This is a genomic window from Acidobacteriota bacterium (assembly GCA_030949985.1).
GTDB lineage: Bacteria > Acidobacteriota > Polarisedimenticolia > J045 > J045 > JALTMS01.
In genome coordinates, this window is sequence record JAUZRX010000021.1 from 143760 (window position 1) to 162652 (window position 18893).

Annotated in this window: 13 protein-coding genes; 5 read left to right on the forward strand and 8 right to left on the reverse strand. The window is 66.3% G+C overall.

Translation table 11 applies throughout. The annotated features are described in order from the left end of the window. Genes Q9Q40_05545 through Q9Q40_05565 form a run of 5 tightly spaced genes read left to right on the forward strand, consistent with a single transcriptional unit; the run spans nucleotide 1 to nucleotide 5522 of the window. Entirely contained in the window at nucleotides 1-735 is a 735-nt protein-coding gene (locus Q9Q40_05545; GenBank protein MDQ7006674.1) for a hypothetical protein, read from the forward strand. Next, nucleotides 732-1355 (forward strand): hypothetical protein, encoded by a 624-nt coding sequence (locus tag Q9Q40_05550; protein ID MDQ7006675.1) that lies wholly within the window; start codon nucleotides 732-734, stop codon nucleotides 1353-1355. The genes Q9Q40_05545 and Q9Q40_05550 overlap by 4 nt, the downstream gene beginning before the upstream one ends. A 37-nt stretch (nucleotides 1356-1392) precedes the next feature. After that, the gene (gene pgm, locus Q9Q40_05555; protein ID MDQ7006676.1) at nucleotides 1393-3042 is read left to right on the forward strand and encodes a phosphoglucomutase (alpha-D-glucose-1,6-bisphosphate-dependent); all 1650 of its coding nucleotides are present in this window, start codon (nucleotides 1393-1395) and stop codon (nucleotides 3040-3042) included. Between the two features lie 54 nt (nucleotides 3043-3096). Next, nucleotides 3097-3633 (forward strand): hypothetical protein, encoded by a 537-nt coding sequence (locus Q9Q40_05560; GenBank protein ID MDQ7006677.1) that lies wholly within the window; start codon nucleotides 3097-3099, stop codon nucleotides 3631-3633. Further along, a complete protein-coding gene (locus tag Q9Q40_05565; GenBank protein MDQ7006678.1) occupies nucleotides 3630-5522 on the forward strand; it encodes an ATP-binding protein in 1893 nt (630 codons plus the stop codon). Before Q9Q40_05560 ends, Q9Q40_05565 begins: the two co-directional genes overlap by 4 nt. 43 nt (nucleotides 5523-5565) lie before the next feature. Here Q9Q40_05565 and Q9Q40_05570 read toward each other — a convergent pair whose 3' ends face one another. From Q9Q40_05570 to Q9Q40_05605, 8 genes are all read right to left on the reverse strand, one after another. Continuing rightward, complete coding sequence (locus tag Q9Q40_05570; protein MDQ7006679.1) at nucleotides 5566-6216, reverse strand: HAD family phosphatase; 651 nt, start codon at nucleotides 6214-6216, stop codon at nucleotides 5566-5568. After that, nucleotides 6213-7091, reverse strand: a complete 879-nt coding sequence (locus Q9Q40_05575) for a glycosyltransferase family 2 protein (protein MDQ7006680.1) — start codon at nucleotides 7089-7091, stop codon at nucleotides 6213-6215. Before Q9Q40_05575 ends, Q9Q40_05570 begins: the two co-directional genes overlap by 4 nt. Further along, nucleotides 7088-10354: a glycosyltransferase gene (locus Q9Q40_05580; GenBank protein ID MDQ7006681.1), complete on the reverse strand. Its 3267-nt coding sequence runs from the start codon at nucleotides 10352-10354 to the stop codon at nucleotides 7088-7090. Before Q9Q40_05580 ends, Q9Q40_05575 begins: the two co-directional genes overlap by 4 nt. Further along, the gene (locus Q9Q40_05585) at nucleotides 10351-12153 is read right to left on the reverse strand and encodes a glycosyltransferase family 4 protein (protein ID MDQ7006682.1); all 1803 of its coding nucleotides are present in this window, start codon (nucleotides 12151-12153) and stop codon (nucleotides 10351-10353) included. The genes Q9Q40_05580 and Q9Q40_05585 overlap by 4 nt, the downstream gene beginning before the upstream one ends. Continuing rightward, complete coding sequence (asnB, locus tag Q9Q40_05590) at nucleotides 12150-13976, reverse strand: asparagine synthase (glutamine-hydrolyzing) (GenBank protein MDQ7006683.1); 1827 nt, start codon at nucleotides 13974-13976, stop codon at nucleotides 12150-12152. The genes Q9Q40_05585 and asnB overlap by 4 nt, the downstream gene beginning before the upstream one ends. Before the next feature lie 235 nt (nucleotides 13977-14211). Next, on the reverse strand, nucleotides 14212-14745 hold the full coding sequence (locus Q9Q40_05595) for a peroxiredoxin (GenBank protein MDQ7006684.1): 534 nt from the start codon (nucleotides 14743-14745) through the stop codon (nucleotides 14212-14214). A gap of 105 nt (nucleotides 14746-14850) precedes the next feature. Continuing rightward, nucleotides 14851-16536: an alpha/beta fold hydrolase gene (locus tag Q9Q40_05600; GenBank protein MDQ7006685.1), complete on the reverse strand. Its 1686-nt coding sequence runs from the start codon at nucleotides 16534-16536 to the stop codon at nucleotides 14851-14853. Between the two features lie 67 nt (nucleotides 16537-16603). Beyond that, nucleotides 16604-18859 (reverse strand): hypothetical protein, encoded by a 2256-nt coding sequence (locus tag Q9Q40_05605; GenBank protein MDQ7006686.1) that lies wholly within the window; start codon nucleotides 18857-18859, stop codon nucleotides 16604-16606. Between the last annotated feature and the right edge of the window lie 34 nt (nucleotides 18860-18893).

An 18893-nucleotide genomic window follows, 5' to 3' on the forward strand; every position in this document is an offset into this window, starting at 1 on the left:
ATGAAATGGTCTCTCCCCCAGGTCGCCGGCGTCATACCGGCCAAGTCCTCCAGTCGAAGGGTGGAGGGCAAGAACAATCGGCTCCTGCTCGGTGTTCCACTCTTCCTGGTGGCCGCAGCCAACCTGGGCAAGGTCCTCGAACCCTCCTCGATCTACGTCGACACCGACTCTCCGGAAATGGCCGCGCGGGCCCGGGCGGCCGGCTTTCGCGCGCTGTTGCGACCCGCCGAACTGGCCACCAACGCGACGGACGGCAACGCGCTGCTGACCTGGGAAGCGTCCGCCATCGAGGCCGAAGTGCTCGTCCAGCACCTGCCACCGATGCCTTTCTGCCGCGAGGCGACACTGCGGAAGGGTATCGAGGCGGTACTCTCCGGCCGGGCGGACTCGGCTTTCGGTGCCTCTGACCAGGCGCTCTACCTCTGGCATCGCCAGCCCCTCAGGCCGCAATACGATCTCGAACACATCCCCAACAGCTTCACGCTCCCACGCCTGCTGGTGGAAGGGATGGGACTGTACGTCACCCGCCGGGATGTGATTCTCTCCCGCGGCACACGCGTCGGTGAGCGCCCCGAGATCCTCGAGCTGGATCGCTTCGAGCAAATCGACATCGACGAAGTCGAAGACCTGGAGCTGGCTCGCGCGGTGGCGACCGGGCTCGATCCCGATTCCGAGTACGTCAAGCACACCCACCGCCTGGCCGCCTTCTGCCAGCGCGCCGAGACAGCCCCATGATCGATCCTTCGCGCTATTGCAGCGGCATCTTCTCGGACGTCCTCGATGAACTCGGCTATCGGCAGCAGGTGATCGACGGGCTGACGGCCAATCGCCCCGGCGCGCGTCTCTTCGGCCGCGCCCGCACCCTGCGGCTGGAGACGGTGGACACGACGGACGAGCGGATTCGCGTCGGCCTCGGCTTTCTCAATCGCCTCGGCGGCCGGGATGTCCTCGTCGTCGAGGGAAGCGACACGTTCGCCTACTTCGGCGAGCTGATGACCCGCCTCTCCCTACGCCAGGGCCTGGCCGGCGTGGTGATTGGAGGCCTGACCCGGGATGCGGCTTTCACACGCAACGCCGAGCTGCCGATCTTTGCCCGCGGCACCTCACCACGAGACATCAAGGGCCGAGGACGGGTGGCCGCCACGGAAGTCAAGGTCAGTATCTCCGGTGTCGGCGTCGTGCCCGGTGACTATCTCTTCGGGGACGACGACGGTCTCGTGGTCATCCCCCGCCAGGCGGAGGAAGAAGTTTTCCGGCGCGCCGCGGCCAAACTCGAAGACGAAGAACGTATCATCCGCTTGATCGATGGAGGAACGACCATCGAGAGCCTACTCGACCAGGTCCGGGAATTCTGACCCCACAGCCTGGTCCCAGCTTTTGCGAGGCGAGAAGATGAAGCTCCATCCCCTGGCCGGCAAGCCGGTCCCGCCGGAGAACGTCAGCGACATTCCGCGCCTGGTCAGCACCTACTACGTTGCGCACCCCGATCCCGCCGAAGACACCCAGAAGGTGAGCTTCGGCACTTCCGGGCACCGGGGGTCGTCACTGCGTCGGAGTTTCAACGAAGACCATATTCTGGCCATTTGCAGGGCGATCTGCCTACACAGACAATCCCAGGGCATCGAGGGCCCCCTCTTCATCGGCAAGGACACCCACGCCCTGTCGGACCCCGCGCTGATCACCGCTGTCGAGGTCTTCGCGGCCCATGGCGTGGAAGTCGTCATCCAGGCCGGCGGGGGCGCTACACCGACCCCCGTGATCTCCCGGGCGATCTTGGTCCACAACCGCGACCCCCGGGCGGCGCGGGCCGATGGAGTCGTGATCACCCCCTCCCACAACCCACCGGAAGACGGCGGCTTCAAGTACAACCCGCCCCATGGAGGTCCTGCCGAGGGCCGGATCACCGGCTGGATCCAGGACCAGGCCAACGCGACCCTCGAAGAGGGCGTCGCGGAGATCCCCCGCCTGTGCTGGGACAAGGCGCTGGGTTCTCCCCACGTGCACGAGCGTGACTTCATCGAGCCCTTCGTCGCCGACCTGCACAAGGTCCTCGACATGGAAGCCATCGCCGCCTCCGGCGTACGCATCGGCGTCGACCCCATGGGAGGCGCCGGCAGAGAATTCTGGCCACGCATCGCCGAGCGTTACGGCCTGTCGCTCGAGGTGGTCAACCCACGCGTCGATCCGGCCTTCGCTTTCATGCGTATCGACCACGACGGCAAGATCCGCATGGACTGTTCGTCTCCCTATGCCATGGCTTCCCTGGTGGATCTGCGCGACCGGTTCGACATCGCTTTCGGTAACGACGCGGATGCCGACCGCCACGGCATCGTCACCCCGGGCACGGGCTTGATGAATCCCAACCACTATCTCTCCGTGGCGGTGGACTATCTGTTCCGGCACCGGGAACGATGGCCCCGCTCCGCCGCCGTGGGTAAGACCCTGGTTTCCTCGAGCCTGATCGACAGGGTGGCAGCGGACCTGGGCCGACGCCTGGCCGAGGTTCCCGTGGGCTTCAAATGGTTCGTCAGCGGCCTGCTGAGCGGAGAATACGGCTTCGGCGGCGAGGAAAGCGCGGGTGCCAGTTTCCTCTGCCGCGACGGTTCGGTATGGACCACGGACAAGGACGGCCTGGCGGCCGGCCTGCTTGCCGCGGAAATCATCGCCGTCACGGGGGCCGATCCCGGCGAACACTACAAGCGCCTGACGAGCCGCTTTGGAGAACCCGTCTACGAAAGAACGGATGCTCCGGCCACGCCGGCGCAGAAAAGGCGCCTGGCGGCCCTGAGGGCCCAGGACGTGGCGGCAGAGAGCCTGGCCGGCGAGAAGATCATCGCCCGCCTGACCCATTCACCCGAGGGTAAGACCCCGATCGGCGGGCTGAAAGTCGTCACCGAGAACGGCTGGTTTGCGGCGCGGCCTTCCGGTACGGAAGACATCTACAAGATCTATGCCGAGTCGTTTCGGGGCCGGGACCATCTCGAGTGGATCCAGCGCGAAGCCCAGGAAATCGTCGGCAGGGTGATCGACATCGAGTCCTGAGCCGCCGCGATTCCAGTGGTCGGCAGCCCCCCTTTTGCGGTAGATTCAGCCGCCATGCGACCGACCTTCCACCTCGACCTTCCCCTGGCCTGCGACGAGGTCATGCGTCGACTCGAGCTGAGCATCGCCCGCACGGACTGCCCCTGTCACGGCCGTTCGCTGGCGCGACATGCCGAGATCTGGGTCGATGACGCCCGGCGGAAGATCTGGTCTCCCTGGCTGAGCCTGACGATCGAAGCGCGAGAGGAGGGCTGCCATCTGCGGGGGCGCTTTTCCCCCAGTCCCAGCGTCTGGACCTTCTTCATGTTTCTCCATTTCTTCTTCGCCTTCCTGCTCTTCGTCGGCTCGCTCTACGGCTTCTCCCAGTGGACCCTCGGCCGCACCCCCTGGGCCCTGGGCGTCATCCCCGTCGCGACGGGTGGTATGGTGGGAGTCTACCTGGCCAGTCTCATCGGCCAGCGCCTGGGGGCGGAACAGATGGCGATGCTCCGCAAGATAGTCGATGACGCTCTCGGGCTGTCTCCCGCCGGCGACGCGGAAAGAGCCTGCCCGCCCCATCGAGCCCCGATCGGCGGATCCCCAGCGCGATGACTCGAAAAGATTCCAGAGAACTCGAATCTCTGCTGGAAAACCTCCCCGACCTGGTGTTCTGGCTGGAACCCGGCGGCACCATCGTCGATTACAAGGCGTCTCGAGAGATACCCACCTACGTACCACCCGAGACTTTCCTCGGCCGGCGCATGCAAGAGATTCTGCCCCCGTCCACCGTGGCGGTGATCGGAGATCACATCCGCGCCACCAGCAAAGACGGCGTTTTTCGAACCTTCGAGTACGCCCTCCCTTTCGGCGACGAGACGAGACACTACGAGGGGCGGCTGGGGAAGCTCCCTAGCGGAAGGCTGATCCTGCTGGTTCGCGACATCACTCGACGCGTTGCCGCCCAGCGAGCACTGCGTCGCCGCGAAGCGGAGTTCGCCTCGATCCTCAGCCACATTCCAGGTGCCGTCTACCGCTACGACCCGCCTCCCGGGTGGCGGCCGACTTTCATCAGTGCCGGCATCGAAACGCTTTGCGGCTACCCGGCAGAGCACTTCCTCGACGGCGAGGATCCCACCTTCCTCGACCTGGTCGTCCCGGAGGACCGCCGTCTTTATCTCGATGGGATTACGGCCTCCATCGCGCAGCGCCAGCCCTACCTGATCGAGTACCGCGTCCGCCGGAGAGACGGTTCGCTGATCCACATCCAGGACAAGGGCCAGGGCCTGTTCGACGACCGGGGCCACTGCACCGGGATGGAGGGCGTGAGGTTCGATATCACGCAGCGCAAGCTTCTCGAGCAAGAGTTCCTGCAGGCCCAGAAAATGGAGGCCATCGGCCAGCTTGCCGGCGGCGTGGCCCACGATTTCAACAACTTGCTGCAGGCGATCCTGGGCCACACGACCCTGGCTCTCGGCGCTCTGGATCCAGGTTCGCATGCCGCGGAGCACATGGAAAAGGTCCAGCTCGCCGCCGAACGGGCGGCGCGTCTGACCCGGCACCTGCTGGCCTACAGCCGCCGACAATTGCTGCAGCGTGAGCCCATACGGCCCGAGATCCTGATCCGAGAATCACTGGACCTGCTGCAACGCGTGCTGGGCGAGACGATCCATATCGAATTCTCATGCAGCGAAGATGTTCCGGGAATCGAAGCGGATCCGTCCCAGATCGAGCAGATTCTCTTCAATCTCCTGGTCAACGCCCGGGACGCGATGCCGGAAGGCGGTACCATCTCCGTCGAGTTGGCTCGGGAGGAGGTTTCCGCCTCCCGCTGCGGCGGCCTCGGTCTCGACTCTCCCGGACCCTATCTACGACTGACGATCACCGATACCGGGACAGGCATGCCCCGGGAAGTGCTGGGCCGAATCTATGAACCTTTTTTCACCACCAAGCCCCCGGGGGCGGGAACGGGCCTCGGCCTGTCCATGGTCTACGGTACGCTGCGACAGCACGGAGGAGCGATTCACGCCTCCAGCAAGCCGGGGGCGGGCAGCCGCTTCGACCTGTACCTTCCGGCTTCCGGACACGACGAGGCCGAGGCCCGGGAACCGAGCGCCGCGTTCGATGGAACGGTGAGTTCGACGATCCTCGTCGCGGAAGACGAGCCGCTGGTCTCCGCCCTGATGGTCGAAGTGCTGGAGAGCGCAGGCCACCGGGTGCTGTGTGCCCGTGACGGCCACCAGGCCGTAGAGCTGTTCCGCAATCACGCGAGCGAGATCGATCTGGCGATCCTGGACCAGGTGATGCCGCGCCTGGGGGGTCCCCAGGCCCTCGAAGAAATGCGCCGGATCAAGCCCGGACTGGCCGGCGTACTCGTCACGGGCTACGCGCCCGGACCGGACAGTGCCGGCAACGAGTGCGTACTGGAAAAACCCTTTACGGCGGACAGGCTCTGTGAAGTGGTTCATCTTCGACTTGCGGAGGCCCGGGACGCTGCGGATTGAGACCGCAGTCCGTCAATGCCGTCTTTCTCCCGCGAGGGCCTTTTCAAGAGACGGCCAGCAGGGCCGCGACCTGATCGAGGTGGTCGACGATCCTGTCGGCCTCCCCGAGCAGATCCCGCGGCTGGGTACCGGTCAGAGCGATGCATGCCATGCCTGCGGCCCGTGCGGCCGCGATGCCCGCGTGGGTGTCCTCGATCACCACGCAACGGCCCGGTGCTCGGCCCAGCCGCGCGGCTGTCTCCAGATAGATCTCCGGATCGGGCTTCCCGCGCGCCACGTCGTCCCGGGTCAGCAGGGCTGCGAAATGACGTTCCAGGCGTCGTGGTCCGAGCACGGCCGCGAGCTGCCGCCGGTCGGACCCTGTGGCCAGCCCCAGGGGCACACCCTTCGCCGCGAGACGTTCGATCAGGGTCACGGCGCCGGCTCGATAGGGCACGCCCTCCCTGGCGAGTCGTTCCAGGTAAACCGCCCTTTTATCGGCGATGACAGCCTGCGGATCGTCCACGCTCACGCCGGTCGACCGGGCGAAAGCGGCGACGGCGGCAGCCTCCCCCACCCCGTGCCAGGACGGGTCGTCGACGGTGATCTCCACCTGGTAGCGGCGCCGAAAGACTTCCCTGTAGGCCTGAAACTTCAGGGGTTCGGAATCGACGAGGACTCCGTCCATGTCGAAGATGACGGCCTGGGCGATCATTGCGGGAGGCGGGTCGTGGTACAGCCGGTCGAGAGAGCCGCTGTCGGCTCGTAGCTTCGGACGCGGCCCGCCCCGCTGTCGGTGCAGCGGCCCGCACCGTCGACGATCACATCGGGATCGACCACCCCCAGCCATCGGCGGTGAAAGAGTTCGATATTCTCCTTCACCCGGCTGAAGCGCTCGGGACCACTCATCGACTCGTAGTGGATCGCCACGCTCCGGGGCTGGTAGACGTTGAGCCAGCCGGCCTGGCCGAATCGCAGGCAGAGATCCACGTCTTCATAGCCGTTCCAGAAGGCCTCGTCGAAGCCGGAGAGAGCCTCGAAAGCCGATCGACGCACCGCCAGGCATGCCGCCGAGAGGGCCTGGTACGTCCGCGCCTGGTTGGCCTCCGGCAGGTTGGCAGGCTGGCGGCAATAGACATGGACCCCTTGCAGCGGGTCGCCTCCCTCGATCCGGGCCAGCAGGACACCGGCATGCTGGATCGTACGATCGGGATAGAGCAGTCGCGCTCCCACGCTCGCCACACGGTCGTCGCTTTCGAGCACCTCGATCAGTGGTTCGAGCCAGCCCCGGGAGATCTCCGTGTCGTTGTTCAGAAAGAGCAGGTGGCGACCGGTGGCGGCCTCCGCTCCCTGGTTGCAGGCCCGCGCGAAGCCGAGGTTCTCCTGGTTATGCAGGGCGACCAGCCGCAGGCGTTCACCGAACTCCGGCTCGAGGCTGGCTGCGGTGGCGTCCCGCGAAGCGTTGTCGACCACCACGACCTCCGCCTCGTCAACGGCCGGCAGCGCGTGGGCCAGCGATTCGAGGCAATGGCGGGTCAGGGACCAGCGGTTGAAAACGGGAATCACGATCGAGACGAGGGGCCGGGTCATCGGGCCTCCGCGGGGGCGAGCAACGATCGGGCGTCGTCGAGAACCCGGCGAGCCTCGGCGATCCGTCCCATCTGCTGAAGGACCCGGGCGCGCTCGGCCTGCAGAGCGGGATCGCGGGGACGCAGAGCGACGGCCCGCTCGATAGCCTCGAGAGCGTCGGCACCGCGCCCCGTTTCGAGCAGGCAGGCGGCCTTCTCCCGGAAAGCGTCGACATAGATCGGGTCGAAGACCAGCGCGCGTTCCAGGCGCTCGAGGGCTTGCTCCGGCAGCCCCTGCCGCCGCAGACAACGAGCGATCCCGGCCTGAATGCTCGCGCGAATGGGCCACGGTGCCTCCAGGTTCTCGCACTTCCGGTAGATGGCCAGGGCCTGGTCGACGCGTCCGACGGCGAAGCGGGCCAGCGCGAGCAACAGACCGGCCTCCGGATCGTCCTCCCCGTCGGCCCAGGCCCGCTCCACCTCGGCCACGGCCTGCCGCCCCTGGCCGAGACGGAAGAGGGATTGAGCCAGACGCTTGCGGCTCTCCGCCCAGCCCGGGTCGAGTTCCACCGCCGCCAACACCAGGCGATGAGCGGTGCCCACGTGCTCCCACTCCTCGAAGACGCGGCTGGCCTCGAACAACCGCCCGGCTGTCAGGCGTCGGCCCGGATCCGCGCCCCACTTCCTCTCCATCAGCCGGTCGTCCGCCTGCCGGTCCGATGGATCGGAACCCTCCAGCGCGGCGATCGGCCGGCCCTCCCATGCCACCTCCGCCCAGCGCAGTCCCTGGCGCTCGAGGGCATAGACCCGGTCCCGAAGCGCCGCGTCGAGAGTCCTGAAACGCTCGTCGAACCCGCCGAGCCGCCACAGCAACCGCAGCGAGAAGTTCACCGCCAGCCAACCCTCGGCACCGAAAGCGACGGCGGCCGCATGGTCCGGGCTGCGGCCCAGTTCGTCGCGCAACCGCTCGAGCACCCGGGGAAGCTCTCTCGTTCCAGGCGAGACCACGGCCAGGTAGGGAGAGTCCGCCTGCATGGCGGCGGCCGTCAGCAAGGCGCCGCCCCGAGGCTCGCCCGGTGCCCCGCCGCCGACTTCCAGAACCCTGCACCGCACCAGTCCGGCCCGGATCCGCCGGTCGAGCGGGCCCGTGGTCAGCATCGTTTGAACACTCACCTCCGGCTGATGCTCGACGTAATCGGCGTCCATGACCTGCACCGCCCGGCGAATCCGATCGGTGTAGCTGTGCTCCGCGTGAGCCCTGGCCTGCCCGGCGGCGGCGATCGCCCGGCGCTGCTCGTCATCACGCAGGTATCGCGCCACCTTGGCTCGGAGATCTTCCGCCCCGTGGAACGTGGCCACTTCCCGGCCCGGACGGAAGAACTCGCTCAATGTCTCGCGGCTGTCATCCACCAGGACGAAGCCGCCACAGCCTGCGATGTGGAAGAGCGAACCGTTGGGAGAGCGAGCGGCGGTGACCGGCCCTCCGAAAGCACACTCCTCCTCCCGCCTGTGAATCACCAGGTTGATACGACTCTCGCGGTAGATCGCGGCCACCTTCTCCGGCGCAGCGCCTTCCAGGTGTTCCCAACCCTTCTCCCGCGCCACCTCTTCCCATCCGGAACCAACGAGCAGAACCTTCAGCGACGCTTCCAGCGAGCGAACCAGATCGACCCGGTGCGGAAACGCCGAACCGACCAGCGAAAGATCCCATCGCGGTGCGACGACGGGCTGCGACCGATGAACACCGACCGCGTCACAGCCGTGGGCCAGGAAATGAGTGTTGGGATTGCCATGCCGGCGATGATGTTCCACCGTGGCCGCATCCTGCACGAAAACATGATCGAAAAACTCACCGATCCGCCGGCTGCGCACAGTTTCGTACGGTTCGTCCATCATCCAGACCGCACTGGGCACGCCCTGGGCCTTGATCTCACGCAGGATGTCACGGGGCAGCGCGTAGCCCTGGATGGCGAAAACCAGGTCGGGCTTTTCCTCGCGCAGCGCCAGCAAAGTCCGATCCACCGGGTAGCCTTCCTCCGCCAACCGGCGCCGGTGACCCTCCTCGTAGCGCTCCCAGAGCACCGCATGGCCGGCGAAGAGCTTGGGCGGCTGAAGGGGCCAGTACACCACTTCGAAGCCCGCATCGGAAAAAGCTCGTACCAGCATCTCGTCGAAGTAGGTATGCGGCCAAAGCATCCCCGCCCCGATATAGAACACTTTCTTCGCCGCCGGGGTCGCGTTCCGGCCTGGAAGGGATTTGCGGGCGAGCACCTCGTCGAAGACTGCCATCCACTTCTCGCAGGCCTGCGCCATGTCGTGGTGTTCCTCGACATCTTTCCGGGCTTCGGCGCCCATGCTTCGACAACGTGCGGGATCCTCGATCAAGTCCTCGAGGACCCGATACCAGGCCTCGGGATCTTCATCGACGAGCATGCCCGTCTCACCATGGCGCACCGTGTCCCGGTAGGCCCGCACATGAGAATAGACCCCGGCCGCCGCTACGGAGCCATATTCCAGGTACTTGATCGCGGACTTGCAATCGTTGAAGGGATGAACCAGCAAGGGAGCGAGAGCGATATCGATCCCGCAACCCGCCAGGGTCTTCAAATAGGCCGGGTAATCGTCCTGAAAGCCGAGTTCCTCGAGCGGCAAACCGGCCCGCCGGAGGCACTCGGGAACGAAGCCGAGAAAGACCAGTCGCAGGCGTTGGCCGTACTTGGCGTGCAGTCGCTGGAGCACTCCCGCGATCATCTCGAAGTCACCCTCGTGGGTGCGCGTTCCGGAATAGCCGAGAGTGACCCGTTCCGCGGGAGCGGAGCGCCGGGCCGGTACCTGCTTGAGGTCGATCGTGTTGTGGACGACACGGATCGCCGGGTTGTAGCGGCCGAACGTCTCCGCCAGGGCTTCGGTGGATACGGTCACCATGTCCGCCAGGCGCAGGTAGCGTTCGACGGTCGATCGCACGAGAACCGAGCGATAGGACTCGTAGGCCGGATGATATTCGGGCGGGCCGTTGACCCAGTTGTCGTCCGTGTCGTAGATCACGGGACGACCGCGAAGCCGGGCCATGCGGACCATTTCCATCGCCCGCGGATGCTCGAGCCGCTGCGCGACGATCACATCGGCGGAAGCCACGCAGCGTTCGCCGACACGGGCGACTGGACGCTGCTCGAAGGTGATCCGTCCCTCGGCGGCAAGGCGCTCGAAAGGGAGCAACTGGCGAATATGGGTCGCCGGTGTGGATCCATGGTAGGTCAGCAGCACATGGGGGCGCGTCCGACTCATCGGTGGGCTCCTTCCGCGGTGACCTCCTGCCGCCTACCGCAGAGCACGTCGTCGTAGGCCTCCAGGGTAGCCTTGACGTGGGCCTCGAAGGAGTGCTCGGCGGCAAAACGCTCGCAGAGCCTGCGGCTGCGATTCGAGTCCGTGTCGTTCCAGGCCGCCAGCACCGCCCGCCGAATCGATGCGAGAGATGCCGGTGAACAGTAGAAAGCGTCTCCCCGGTAGTACTCCCATTCGCCGGCGCGGTCGCCCACCACGATGCGGCAGCCGGACATGGCCGCCTCGATACTGGCCAGGCTCGCTCCTTCGTTCCAGCTCGGCAGGGCGTGGACCCGCGCCGCGGCAAAGGCGTCCGCCAGCTCGTGCTGGGGAAGCTGGGAGATGAAAAGCGTGTCCCTCGGAGCATAGTAGCGGCAGAGATCCTGGTAGTCTCGAGTGATCTCGTTGGCCGCCCCCACGATGACCAGCGGCAGCCCCGCGTCGGCCAGGGCGTAGAGCAGCATCAACTGGTTCTTGCGCGGTTCGAGATGTCCGACGGAGATGACAAAATCATCGACCCCGTACTTTTCGACGAAACGCTCCCGGGATCCACGGGTGAAGAGGGACGTATCCGCGCAGTTGGGCACGATGGTGAAGGGCCGGTGGATCCCCAGTCTGTGGGCTATGGTGCGAATCTCCGAGAGACTCAAACCCACCAGGTGATCCGCCAGGTCGAAGAGGGCTCGCTGGGCTTCCACCACCGGTTCGGCCACGGGAATGCGGCCGGGTTGGTCGGATCCACGGGTGACCAGCTCTCCGCGGGCCAGGTTGTCGAGCAGCGCTTCCCTTTCCTCAACCGACCAGGCCTGGAAAATGCGAGGAAGCACCTCTACGGCAAAGTTCGATTCGGAAAGCTCCATGTAGATCGTGGAGACGACCAGCGGGATGCCCGCATAGAGCACCCGGCTCGCCTGGGCCAGACCGTCCTGGCTTCGCCACGCGTGGTGGTAGAGATGGGCCAGATCGTAACCCTCGCAATGGGGATGGGCCGTGATCGCCAAATCGGCGACCCACCCCTCGTTTCTCAATCCGAGGATCGTCTTGGCGATCCGCAGGCGGGGACCGGGAGCATCATCGATGTTACCGAAGGCGTCCGGATGGGCGATCAACAGGACTCTCCGGCCATCGGGAGAAACCCGGCGCCGACGGTCGACCACCGCCACCAGCATGTCTCCTTCCGGTCCCGGACACTGAACGATCCACGGCACCTGCCCGAAAACCTGCAACACCAGGTTCTCGAGGGTGCCCCGCTCGAAGTAGTTGAGGCACCCCCAGGACCGGCGCTCGGGGACGTGGCGCCGGGCCGCATCGGCTCCGCGGTCCCGCACGCGGAGTAACAGCAGACCGTCGTCTCCCAGCCGCTTCCGGCACGCTTCCAGGGTTTCAAGCGGTCGGGGATCGTAGTCCAGAAGGTCCCAGGCGATCAGCGCACGGGCGGCATCCTTCCTCTCTCCCTCGGCCTGCAGGTCGTAGCCTCGGGCCGCCGCAACACCCTCGAAACGGCTGTCCCGGGCACCTAGAGTTTCGATCTTTCCCCTTCCTTCGAGCAGCAAATCGAGGAAGAAGAGCCGCCAGTCGAATCCTTCGTCGGTGTCAGCCATGCGGATCTGGTAGCGGCGCGCGGCCTGCTCGATGCGTCCCTGCCCGGGTGAGGGGAAGAGACTGTAAGCCCCGCAGGCTCGACAGTGCAGATGGTCGGAAAGCACTTCGAGGCCACCGGCGCCGGCGCAAACAGGACAGGAGGAAGGTCTGATGGCACTCACAGGATCGCCCTCCGCCACTCCTGGTACATCAGCAGGGTCCAAACTTTCAACGCCCGGGCGGGCGAACGGGTCCAGCCCCCGCTCGCAAGAGCCTCGACGGTCTCGCGGCGGAAGACACCGGGCTCCAGGTCATCGAGTAGAGACTGCCGCGTGTACTCCTCGAGATCACCGCGGAACCACTTTTCGAGAGGCATCGAAAAGCCCATCTTCGGGCGCCAGAGCACGCGCGCCGGCAGTTCGTCTCGAAAGGCCGTCTTCAGTGCCAGCTTCGAGATCTCGCCACTGATCTTTGCCGACCGCGAGAGCCCCAGGCCGAAACTCACAAGCCGGGGATCGAGCATCGGTGCCCGTACTTCGAGCGAGGCCAGCATGCTGGCCCGGTCCACCTTGACCAGCAGGTTGTCCGGCAGATAGGTCTTCAGGTCGACGTACTGCAGGCGCTGAAGGTAGTCCATCCCGCCGCCGTCCTCGAAACGGGACTCCAAGTGCGGGTAGGGAGACTTCCGCCGCCGATCGAGGGCGCTCCAGAGCGACTCGTCCAACAGCTCGCGCTTCTCTTGATGGGTGAACGAACTCAGGAGAGGCACGTAGCTGTCGGGGTGGGGCGCGAGGGGCGGCTCGAGAAGCTGCCGAAACGCGCTTTCCCCACGGGCCACGCTGTCGAGATAACTCGCGTGCTCGGCCGCCAGCATGTAACGGGGATAGCCGCCGAAAGCCTCATCACCCCCTTCACCGGAGAGGCAAACCTTGACCTGCCTGCGGGCCTCGCGGCACATCAGGTAGGTGGGTACGGCGGCCTGGTCCGCCAGGGGTTCGTCGAACTGGGCCGCAATGGCGGGAATCAGCTCCACCGCCGATGAGGGGGCCAGCTCGATCCGCTCGTGACGCGTCCCGAAACGTCGAGCGACTTCCTCCGCGTATTCCGTCTCGTCGTAATCCTTGTCTTCGAAACCCACGGAAAAGGTGCGAATATCGCCGACGCCGAGACGGGCCATGGTGGCCACGATCGCACTGGAATCGACACCGCCGCTGAGAAACACCCCTACCGGAACGTCAGCCACCAACCGGTCACGCACCGACTGCTCGAGCAGCCGCCGCAGGGTCTCGGTGGGAATCCCCTGCCCCGTGTCCTTTCGGGATTCGGGCACCGTCAGGCTCCAGTAGGGCTCGATACGCGCTCCCCCCGCATCGAGACTCAGAGCATGTCCGGCGGGAAGTTTGTGAATCCCTTCGAAGATCGTGCGCGGCTCGGGAACGTATTGGAAGGTCAGGTAGTCGAAGAAGGACTCGCGATCGACGCGCCGCGGGCAGCGGGGATCGACGAGCAGGGCCTTGAGTTCCGAGGCGAAGGCGATACCGGTGTCCGTCAAACGATAGTAGAGGGGTTTCTTGCCGAAGTGATCCCGGGCGAGCAGCAGCCGCCGTCGCGACTCGTCCCACAAGGCGAGAGCGAATTGCCCTTCGAGGCGGCGCAACAGATCGTCGCCCATCTCCTCGTAGAGGTGCACGAGAACTTCGGTATCCGTGTGAGAGCGGAAGCTGTGCCCCTGGCGCTGGAGTTCGCGCCGCAGCCGGCGATAGTTGTAGATCTCACCGTTGAACACCACCTGCACGGAGCCATCCTCGTTGGCCAGGGGCTGGCGTCCGGCGGGAGAGAGATCGATGATGCTCAGACGACGATGGCCGAGGGCCACCTGCCGATCGGCGGAGAGGTAAAGCCCCGCGTCATCGGGCCCACGATGCACCAGGCGGTCCCGCATCTCGAGCACCAGTGACTCGCTGACGCCTCCTTCTCGGTCGACGATCCCGCAAATCCCGCACATGGGGTCTCCCTCGGTCCCTGCGCACCCCTCCCTACGGGGGCGGACAGGCCTCGGGAAGAATATGGGTGCTGCAAACAGCGGCGACAACCTGCGAACAGCAGGGAGGCACTCCGATCCGGCGGACCCCGGCAGTCGACCGATCCAGCCTTTTCGAGGCCAGGGGACGGGACACCGAGGCCGGCACACCCGGCGGAAGCTCGGTTCCGCGCGCGAACGAGGCTCTTGGAGCGGGCTGCTAGGCCCCCGACCCTGAACGCCGGGGGATACCCAGTTCCTCGAGGCGGCGAATCATGTCGGCGCCGGCGGTGGCGGGCTCGACCTTCCTGTCGATGTAGAGCACCTTGCCGTCGATGCCGATATAGATCGTGGTGCGCGTGGCGAAACGGGCGATGGGATGCAGTACCCCGTACGCCTTGGCGACCTTCTTCCCCGGATCGCTGAGAATCGGGTAGGTCAGCTCGAGCTCCCGGGCGAAGCGGGCATTCTTCTCGGGCGCATCCACGCTCGCCGCAAAAAGCGCCACCTCGAATTCACCGATCTTTCGGCCGCTCTCACGGAGGGCCTTGCACTGAAGGGTTCACCCCCCTGTAAAGGCCCGGGGAAACCAGGCGATCACCACCGCCTTCCGGCCCCGGTACTCGCTGAGAGAGTGGACCTTGCCATCGGAGCCTGGAAGCTGGAAATCGGGGGCGATCTCACCGACCTTGAGCTTGCCGCGCCGCTTTTCCCCGGCCGGCTGGGCCCAGAGCCCGGCGAAAGCCAGGAACATGATCAACAGCGATGCCCAAGTCGTCGCTTTCATTCCGGCCTCTTGCGGATGGTCTTCCCGCCAGTGGATCGATCATAACGGCGGCTCACTCATAAAGCCAGAGGCCTAAGGGCGCCCACCGCCGCTGAGAATCCAGGCTGCCATGTGCTCGATCACCTCGGGGGCGACCCGGGAGGGGAGCTGGTATTCGGTGCCGTCCGACTCCCCCGTCACGGGCATGAAAAGGTGGTTCAGGCCGGTAAAGAGCCTGCCACGGCACCGGTCGTTCTTCGCCGCGCGGCACGCTTCCAGCCAGCGTTCGTAGTGTCGCGGACCGACCTGGTAGTCCTTGTCCCCGGCAAGGACGAGAACCGGTTTCGACACCTTGGCCAGCGCGGCCAGCGGATCCCGAGCGAGGATGTCTTGCCAGTAACGGACTCCGGCCCCCATGATCACCTCGTCGGGGGGCAGTTCCCCGGCGCGCAACCGGCGAAAACTCTCCCGCATCGTCTCGATCTCTTCGCGCGCCGGCTCGGCGACGCCCCGCCGGCGCGCGAGAAACCCGGTCTGCTCGAGGATCATCTCGTCCAGGGGAAGGTTCGCCCCGGCCAGCAGAATGATCCCCGCCACTTGCGGATCACGCTGAGCGATCCAGGGCGCGGCCAGCCCCCCCAACGAGTGCCCGGCCAGGTAGACCCGGCCGGGGTCGATTTCCTTTTGATCCCGCACCCGACCCAGCGCGACCACCGCGTCGGAGATCGTCTCGTCTTCCAGGGTCAGGGTGGCGGTGTCGAGGGCCTCCCGCGCGGCGAAGGTGCGCTTGTCATAGCGATAGACGGCAATGCCGTGACGGGCCAGACCGTGGGCCAGGTCGCGGAAGGGCTTGTTGGGGCCCAGGGTCTCGTCTCGGTCGTTGGGCCCGGAGCCGTGGACCAGTACCACAGCCGGGAGTGCATGCTCTTCGGAGGGCCGGGGATCGGGCAAGGTGAGGGTGCCCCCGAGGGTGATCTCGCCGTTCTTCAGCGCAAGCTCGCGCTCTTCGAACCCGCCGGCCGCCGCCGAGGTCTCGGCAACGACCACCTGGAAACCGTCGCGGCGAAACTCGATCTTCTGGAGCGGCACTTCCACGGCCAACAACTGCCCGGGAACTTCAGGACTGGCCAACACGTTGACCACCAGACCCGCCACCGTCACCCGCAACTGCCGCAAGGCCAGGTCCTTTCCCCGGTAACGGCCACGGGGAGCCGCCACGGCACGGGCCGTGAGGGGAATGATCTGCATCACCTGGGGAACGGCGGCGTGGAAGGCCTGGAGGCCGCCTTTCTTCCAGTCGTAGCGGTCGAGCAGGATCTCGTAGTGATTGACCACCAGATTGTCGAGCACCACCAGCCCCTCCGGCGTGGGTGGGGAGGCGCGTTTTTCCTGGCCGGCCACGCGGACCTCGAAGTGCACCTTGTCATCCACACCACAGATGCAGATCTTCTGCTCGACCCCCATGACGGAAACCTTCAGCCGGTACTCCTGCAGCCGCAATGTGCCCGCCTCCATGATCAAGGTCTGGCGGGAGCGCAACTGTCTGCCGGCGATGAAGGCGGAGCCCTGGGCCTCGATGCGCTCGATCCCTTTCCGGGCATCGAGGACCCGGGTATAGGTTTCGTACCCGATCTTCCTCGAATCCATCAAGATCTTGAACTCGCGCCGTTCGCCCCGGGCGCCGCCGGACGCCGCGAGGGCTGGAGACACCGCGCCGAAGAGCACGGCGACCAGCAGCAGCAGGCGTGCCCGGAGCCGGACTCCACGCTGGACACTCATGTCGACCTCCTGGATCGAAAACAGCCCTCACGCCCCAGGCGGCCGAATGTTGCGCGACCGGCGGTCGTCAGTCCCGGGTCGGAGGGCGGGTCAGGCCCGGCAGACGCTCCTCGACCCGCTGAAGGAGATCTACGGGCTCCAGATCCCGCAGTCGCCCCCAGGGACCGGTCAGGCTCTCCACGGAGCAGGACCGGCCCGCGCCCCGGTCCCACCCCTCCCGAACGAGGAAGAGGGCAGGAGCGCCGGCCGCGCGACAGACCCCTGCGGAGGCCGGGTCTTCGACGAAGACCACGAGCGCCCTTTCGAGCAGGGCAGCCGTGAGGGCCCCTCCCGGCGAGTCCAGCACCCGCAGCCCCTCGACGGCGGGAGCCGCCGCGGCAGGCCCGGCGTAGAGTACGAGCGCCTCGACCCGGCCCAGGGCCTCGGCCCAGCCCGGCCAGCGCTGATCCGCGGGCGGTGGGGCGAGGGCCAGATGCAGGCAGAAAGGCTCGTCAAGCCCCAGATCGTGCAGCGCCATCCGGCCCCGGGCCTGGACCTGGGGATGCACCAGAAGTTCGGCGATCGCCTCCTCGGCGACTTCTTGAAAAGGATCGGCAGCCAGCGCCCTGAGCAGATGATCCAGGGAGTCGGCGAAACGACCGGCCCGCCGATTCAGCCGACTGAGCAGACGCTCTCCCCGGGCTCGCCAGGTCCCCCCCAGGGAGGGAAGCGACAGGACCTTCCCGACGATCTGGGCCGCGGCCGCCGGATCCTCCAGGCTCTCGGCCTGCTCGAGCCATTGCTCGACGGCTTCCGCGGCGGGCTGGGCGGCGGAGGCCTGCCCGACCAGGGCGAGATTGGCCTCGACCCACTGGAGCATGCGCTGAAGATGGGACCGGCTCCCGGCCAGGCTGTCGGAAGCCCTGGTCCAGCGACCGCTGCGCGCCCATGTCAGGGCCGAAGCCAGCGTTTCCTCCACAGCATGCTCGATGGCCACACGGTTCGGTGGGGGATCGGCGTGGAGGGCACGGAGTCGTGCATAGCGCTCGAGCAGTCGATCGCGGGAGGGCGCATAGCCGGGGTGGGGAATCGTTGTATCGAGCTGGGCGAGATGGTGCTCGAGGATCTCTTGCAGGGGGGCGATGGGGTCGAAGAAGGTCGCCGTCAGCGCGTCTTGCCGATGACGGGCGCGACTGCGCTCGAGAAATCCGCGCAACCAAGCTCCATCGTGGAAATAGGCCTCAGGAATCGCGTAGTGGCCCAACAACCAGCGGGGCCAGCACTCACCAGGGTCCACGGGCGAAGCCAGGATGGACTCCAGATCGTCGAGACCGCCTCGAGCCAGAGCCTGGTAGCAAGGCCCCAGCGCGATCAGGGGAATCTTCCACACCAGGGCCTGCCAACCCAGGGCCGAAGAGACGGTGAGCAGGGCGTCGGTTTCCGGCAGCAGGTACTGAGAGCAGGCATAGGTGTTTTCGAAGTACTCGTGAAAGAGGAAGTGAGGATAGCGCCGACGCAGGCAGGCCACCGTCTCGTCGTCGAGCAGGTTGTACTCCGGGTGGGTCGTGACCACCACGCCGATCTCCCGTGGTACGCGCTCGAGTATGTCCACGAGCTGATGCCAGGGAGTGGTCCACGGACAGTTGGCATCGATGGCGTAGTAGCCGAAAAACTGCAGGGGAAGCAGCACCAGGTGCTGGAAGCGGTCCCGTTGTCGCTGGAGCCACCAGCGAAAGGGATTGCGCCGCGCGAGGAGGTCGAAACAACCGCGACGAAACGCCTCGAGCGACGCGCGCTCCTCCTCGGTGGGAGCCGGCTGGCCGGCGATTTCCCCGGCGAAACGTTGGGGAAAGCCCTGGCGATACATGCCTGCGGGATCCAGGTACCAGGTCTTGGTGAAGGGCTTGCGGGAGAAGGGCCCGTATTCGCGGTGCAGGATCAGCGCCCGGGGGAAGGCCCGGCCCAGGTAGGGAGCCGGGCTTTGAGTGATGACGACCTCCGGCTCGAATCCGCCCAGGCGGTCTCGCACGACGTCGGCGCTCAGGTCGAGTTGACCTTCGTCGAAGGCGCCCAGGTACCAGCCGCTGGTGATCTCGAGAGCGTCCAGCCGCTCGAGCCCGGATCGCATGTCCCGCTCCTCGAAGGCGACCGCGCGCGTGCCCGCTGGAACCTCCACCGCCTCCAGCAAGTGGGCGCCGGCCGCCACGACGATCTCGTCGCTCCCTGAAGATCCACTCCGGCCCAGGGCCTGGGCCATGCCCGCGGCGAACTCGGTGATCCAGGCACTCTTCCACAGCGGCCGGCCCATCTCCACCAGGGGCTCGATCCAAAACAGAAGCTTCATGACTTCTCCCGGGGAAGCCCAACGGTGCTCACCG

Coding starts and splice junctions, on each gene's coding strand:
- Q9Q40_05545 (MDQ7006674.1), top strand. CDS start 1: ATGAAATGGTCTCTCCCCCAGGTCGCCGGCGTCATACCGGCCAAGTCC.
- Q9Q40_05550 (MDQ7006675.1), top strand. CDS start 732: ATGATCGATCCTTCGCGCTATTGCAGCGGCATCTTCTCGGACGTCCTC.
- pgm (MDQ7006676.1), top strand. CDS start 1,393: ATGAAGCTCCATCCCCTGGCCGGCAAGCCGGTCCCGCCGGAGAACGTC.
- Q9Q40_05560 (MDQ7006677.1), top strand. CDS start 3,097: ATGCGACCGACCTTCCACCTCGACCTTCCCCTGGCCTGCGACGAGGTC.
- Q9Q40_05565 (MDQ7006678.1), top strand. CDS start 3,630: ATGACTCGAAAAGATTCCAGAGAACTCGAATCTCTGCTGGAAAACCTC.
- Q9Q40_05570 (MDQ7006679.1), bottom strand. CDS start 6,216: ATGATCGCCCAGGCCGTCATCTTCGACATGGACGGAGTCCTCGTCGAT.
- Q9Q40_05575 (MDQ7006680.1), bottom strand. CDS start 7,091: ATGACCCGGCCCCTCGTCTCGATCGTGATTCCCGTTTTCAACCGCTGG.
- Q9Q40_05580 (MDQ7006681.1), bottom strand. CDS start 10,354: ATGAGTCGGACGCGCCCCCATGTGCTGCTGACCTACCATGGATCCACA.
- asnB (MDQ7006683.1), bottom strand. CDS start 13,976: ATGTGCGGGATTTGCGGGATCGTCGACCGAGAAGGAGGCGTCAGCGAG.
- Q9Q40_05600 (MDQ7006685.1), bottom strand. CDS start 16,536: ATGAGTGTCCAGCGTGGAGTCCGGCTCCGGGCACGCCTGCTGCTGCTG.
- Q9Q40_05605 (MDQ7006686.1), bottom strand. CDS start 18,859: ATGAAGCTTCTGTTTTGGATCGAGCCCCTGGTGGAGATGGGCCGGCCG.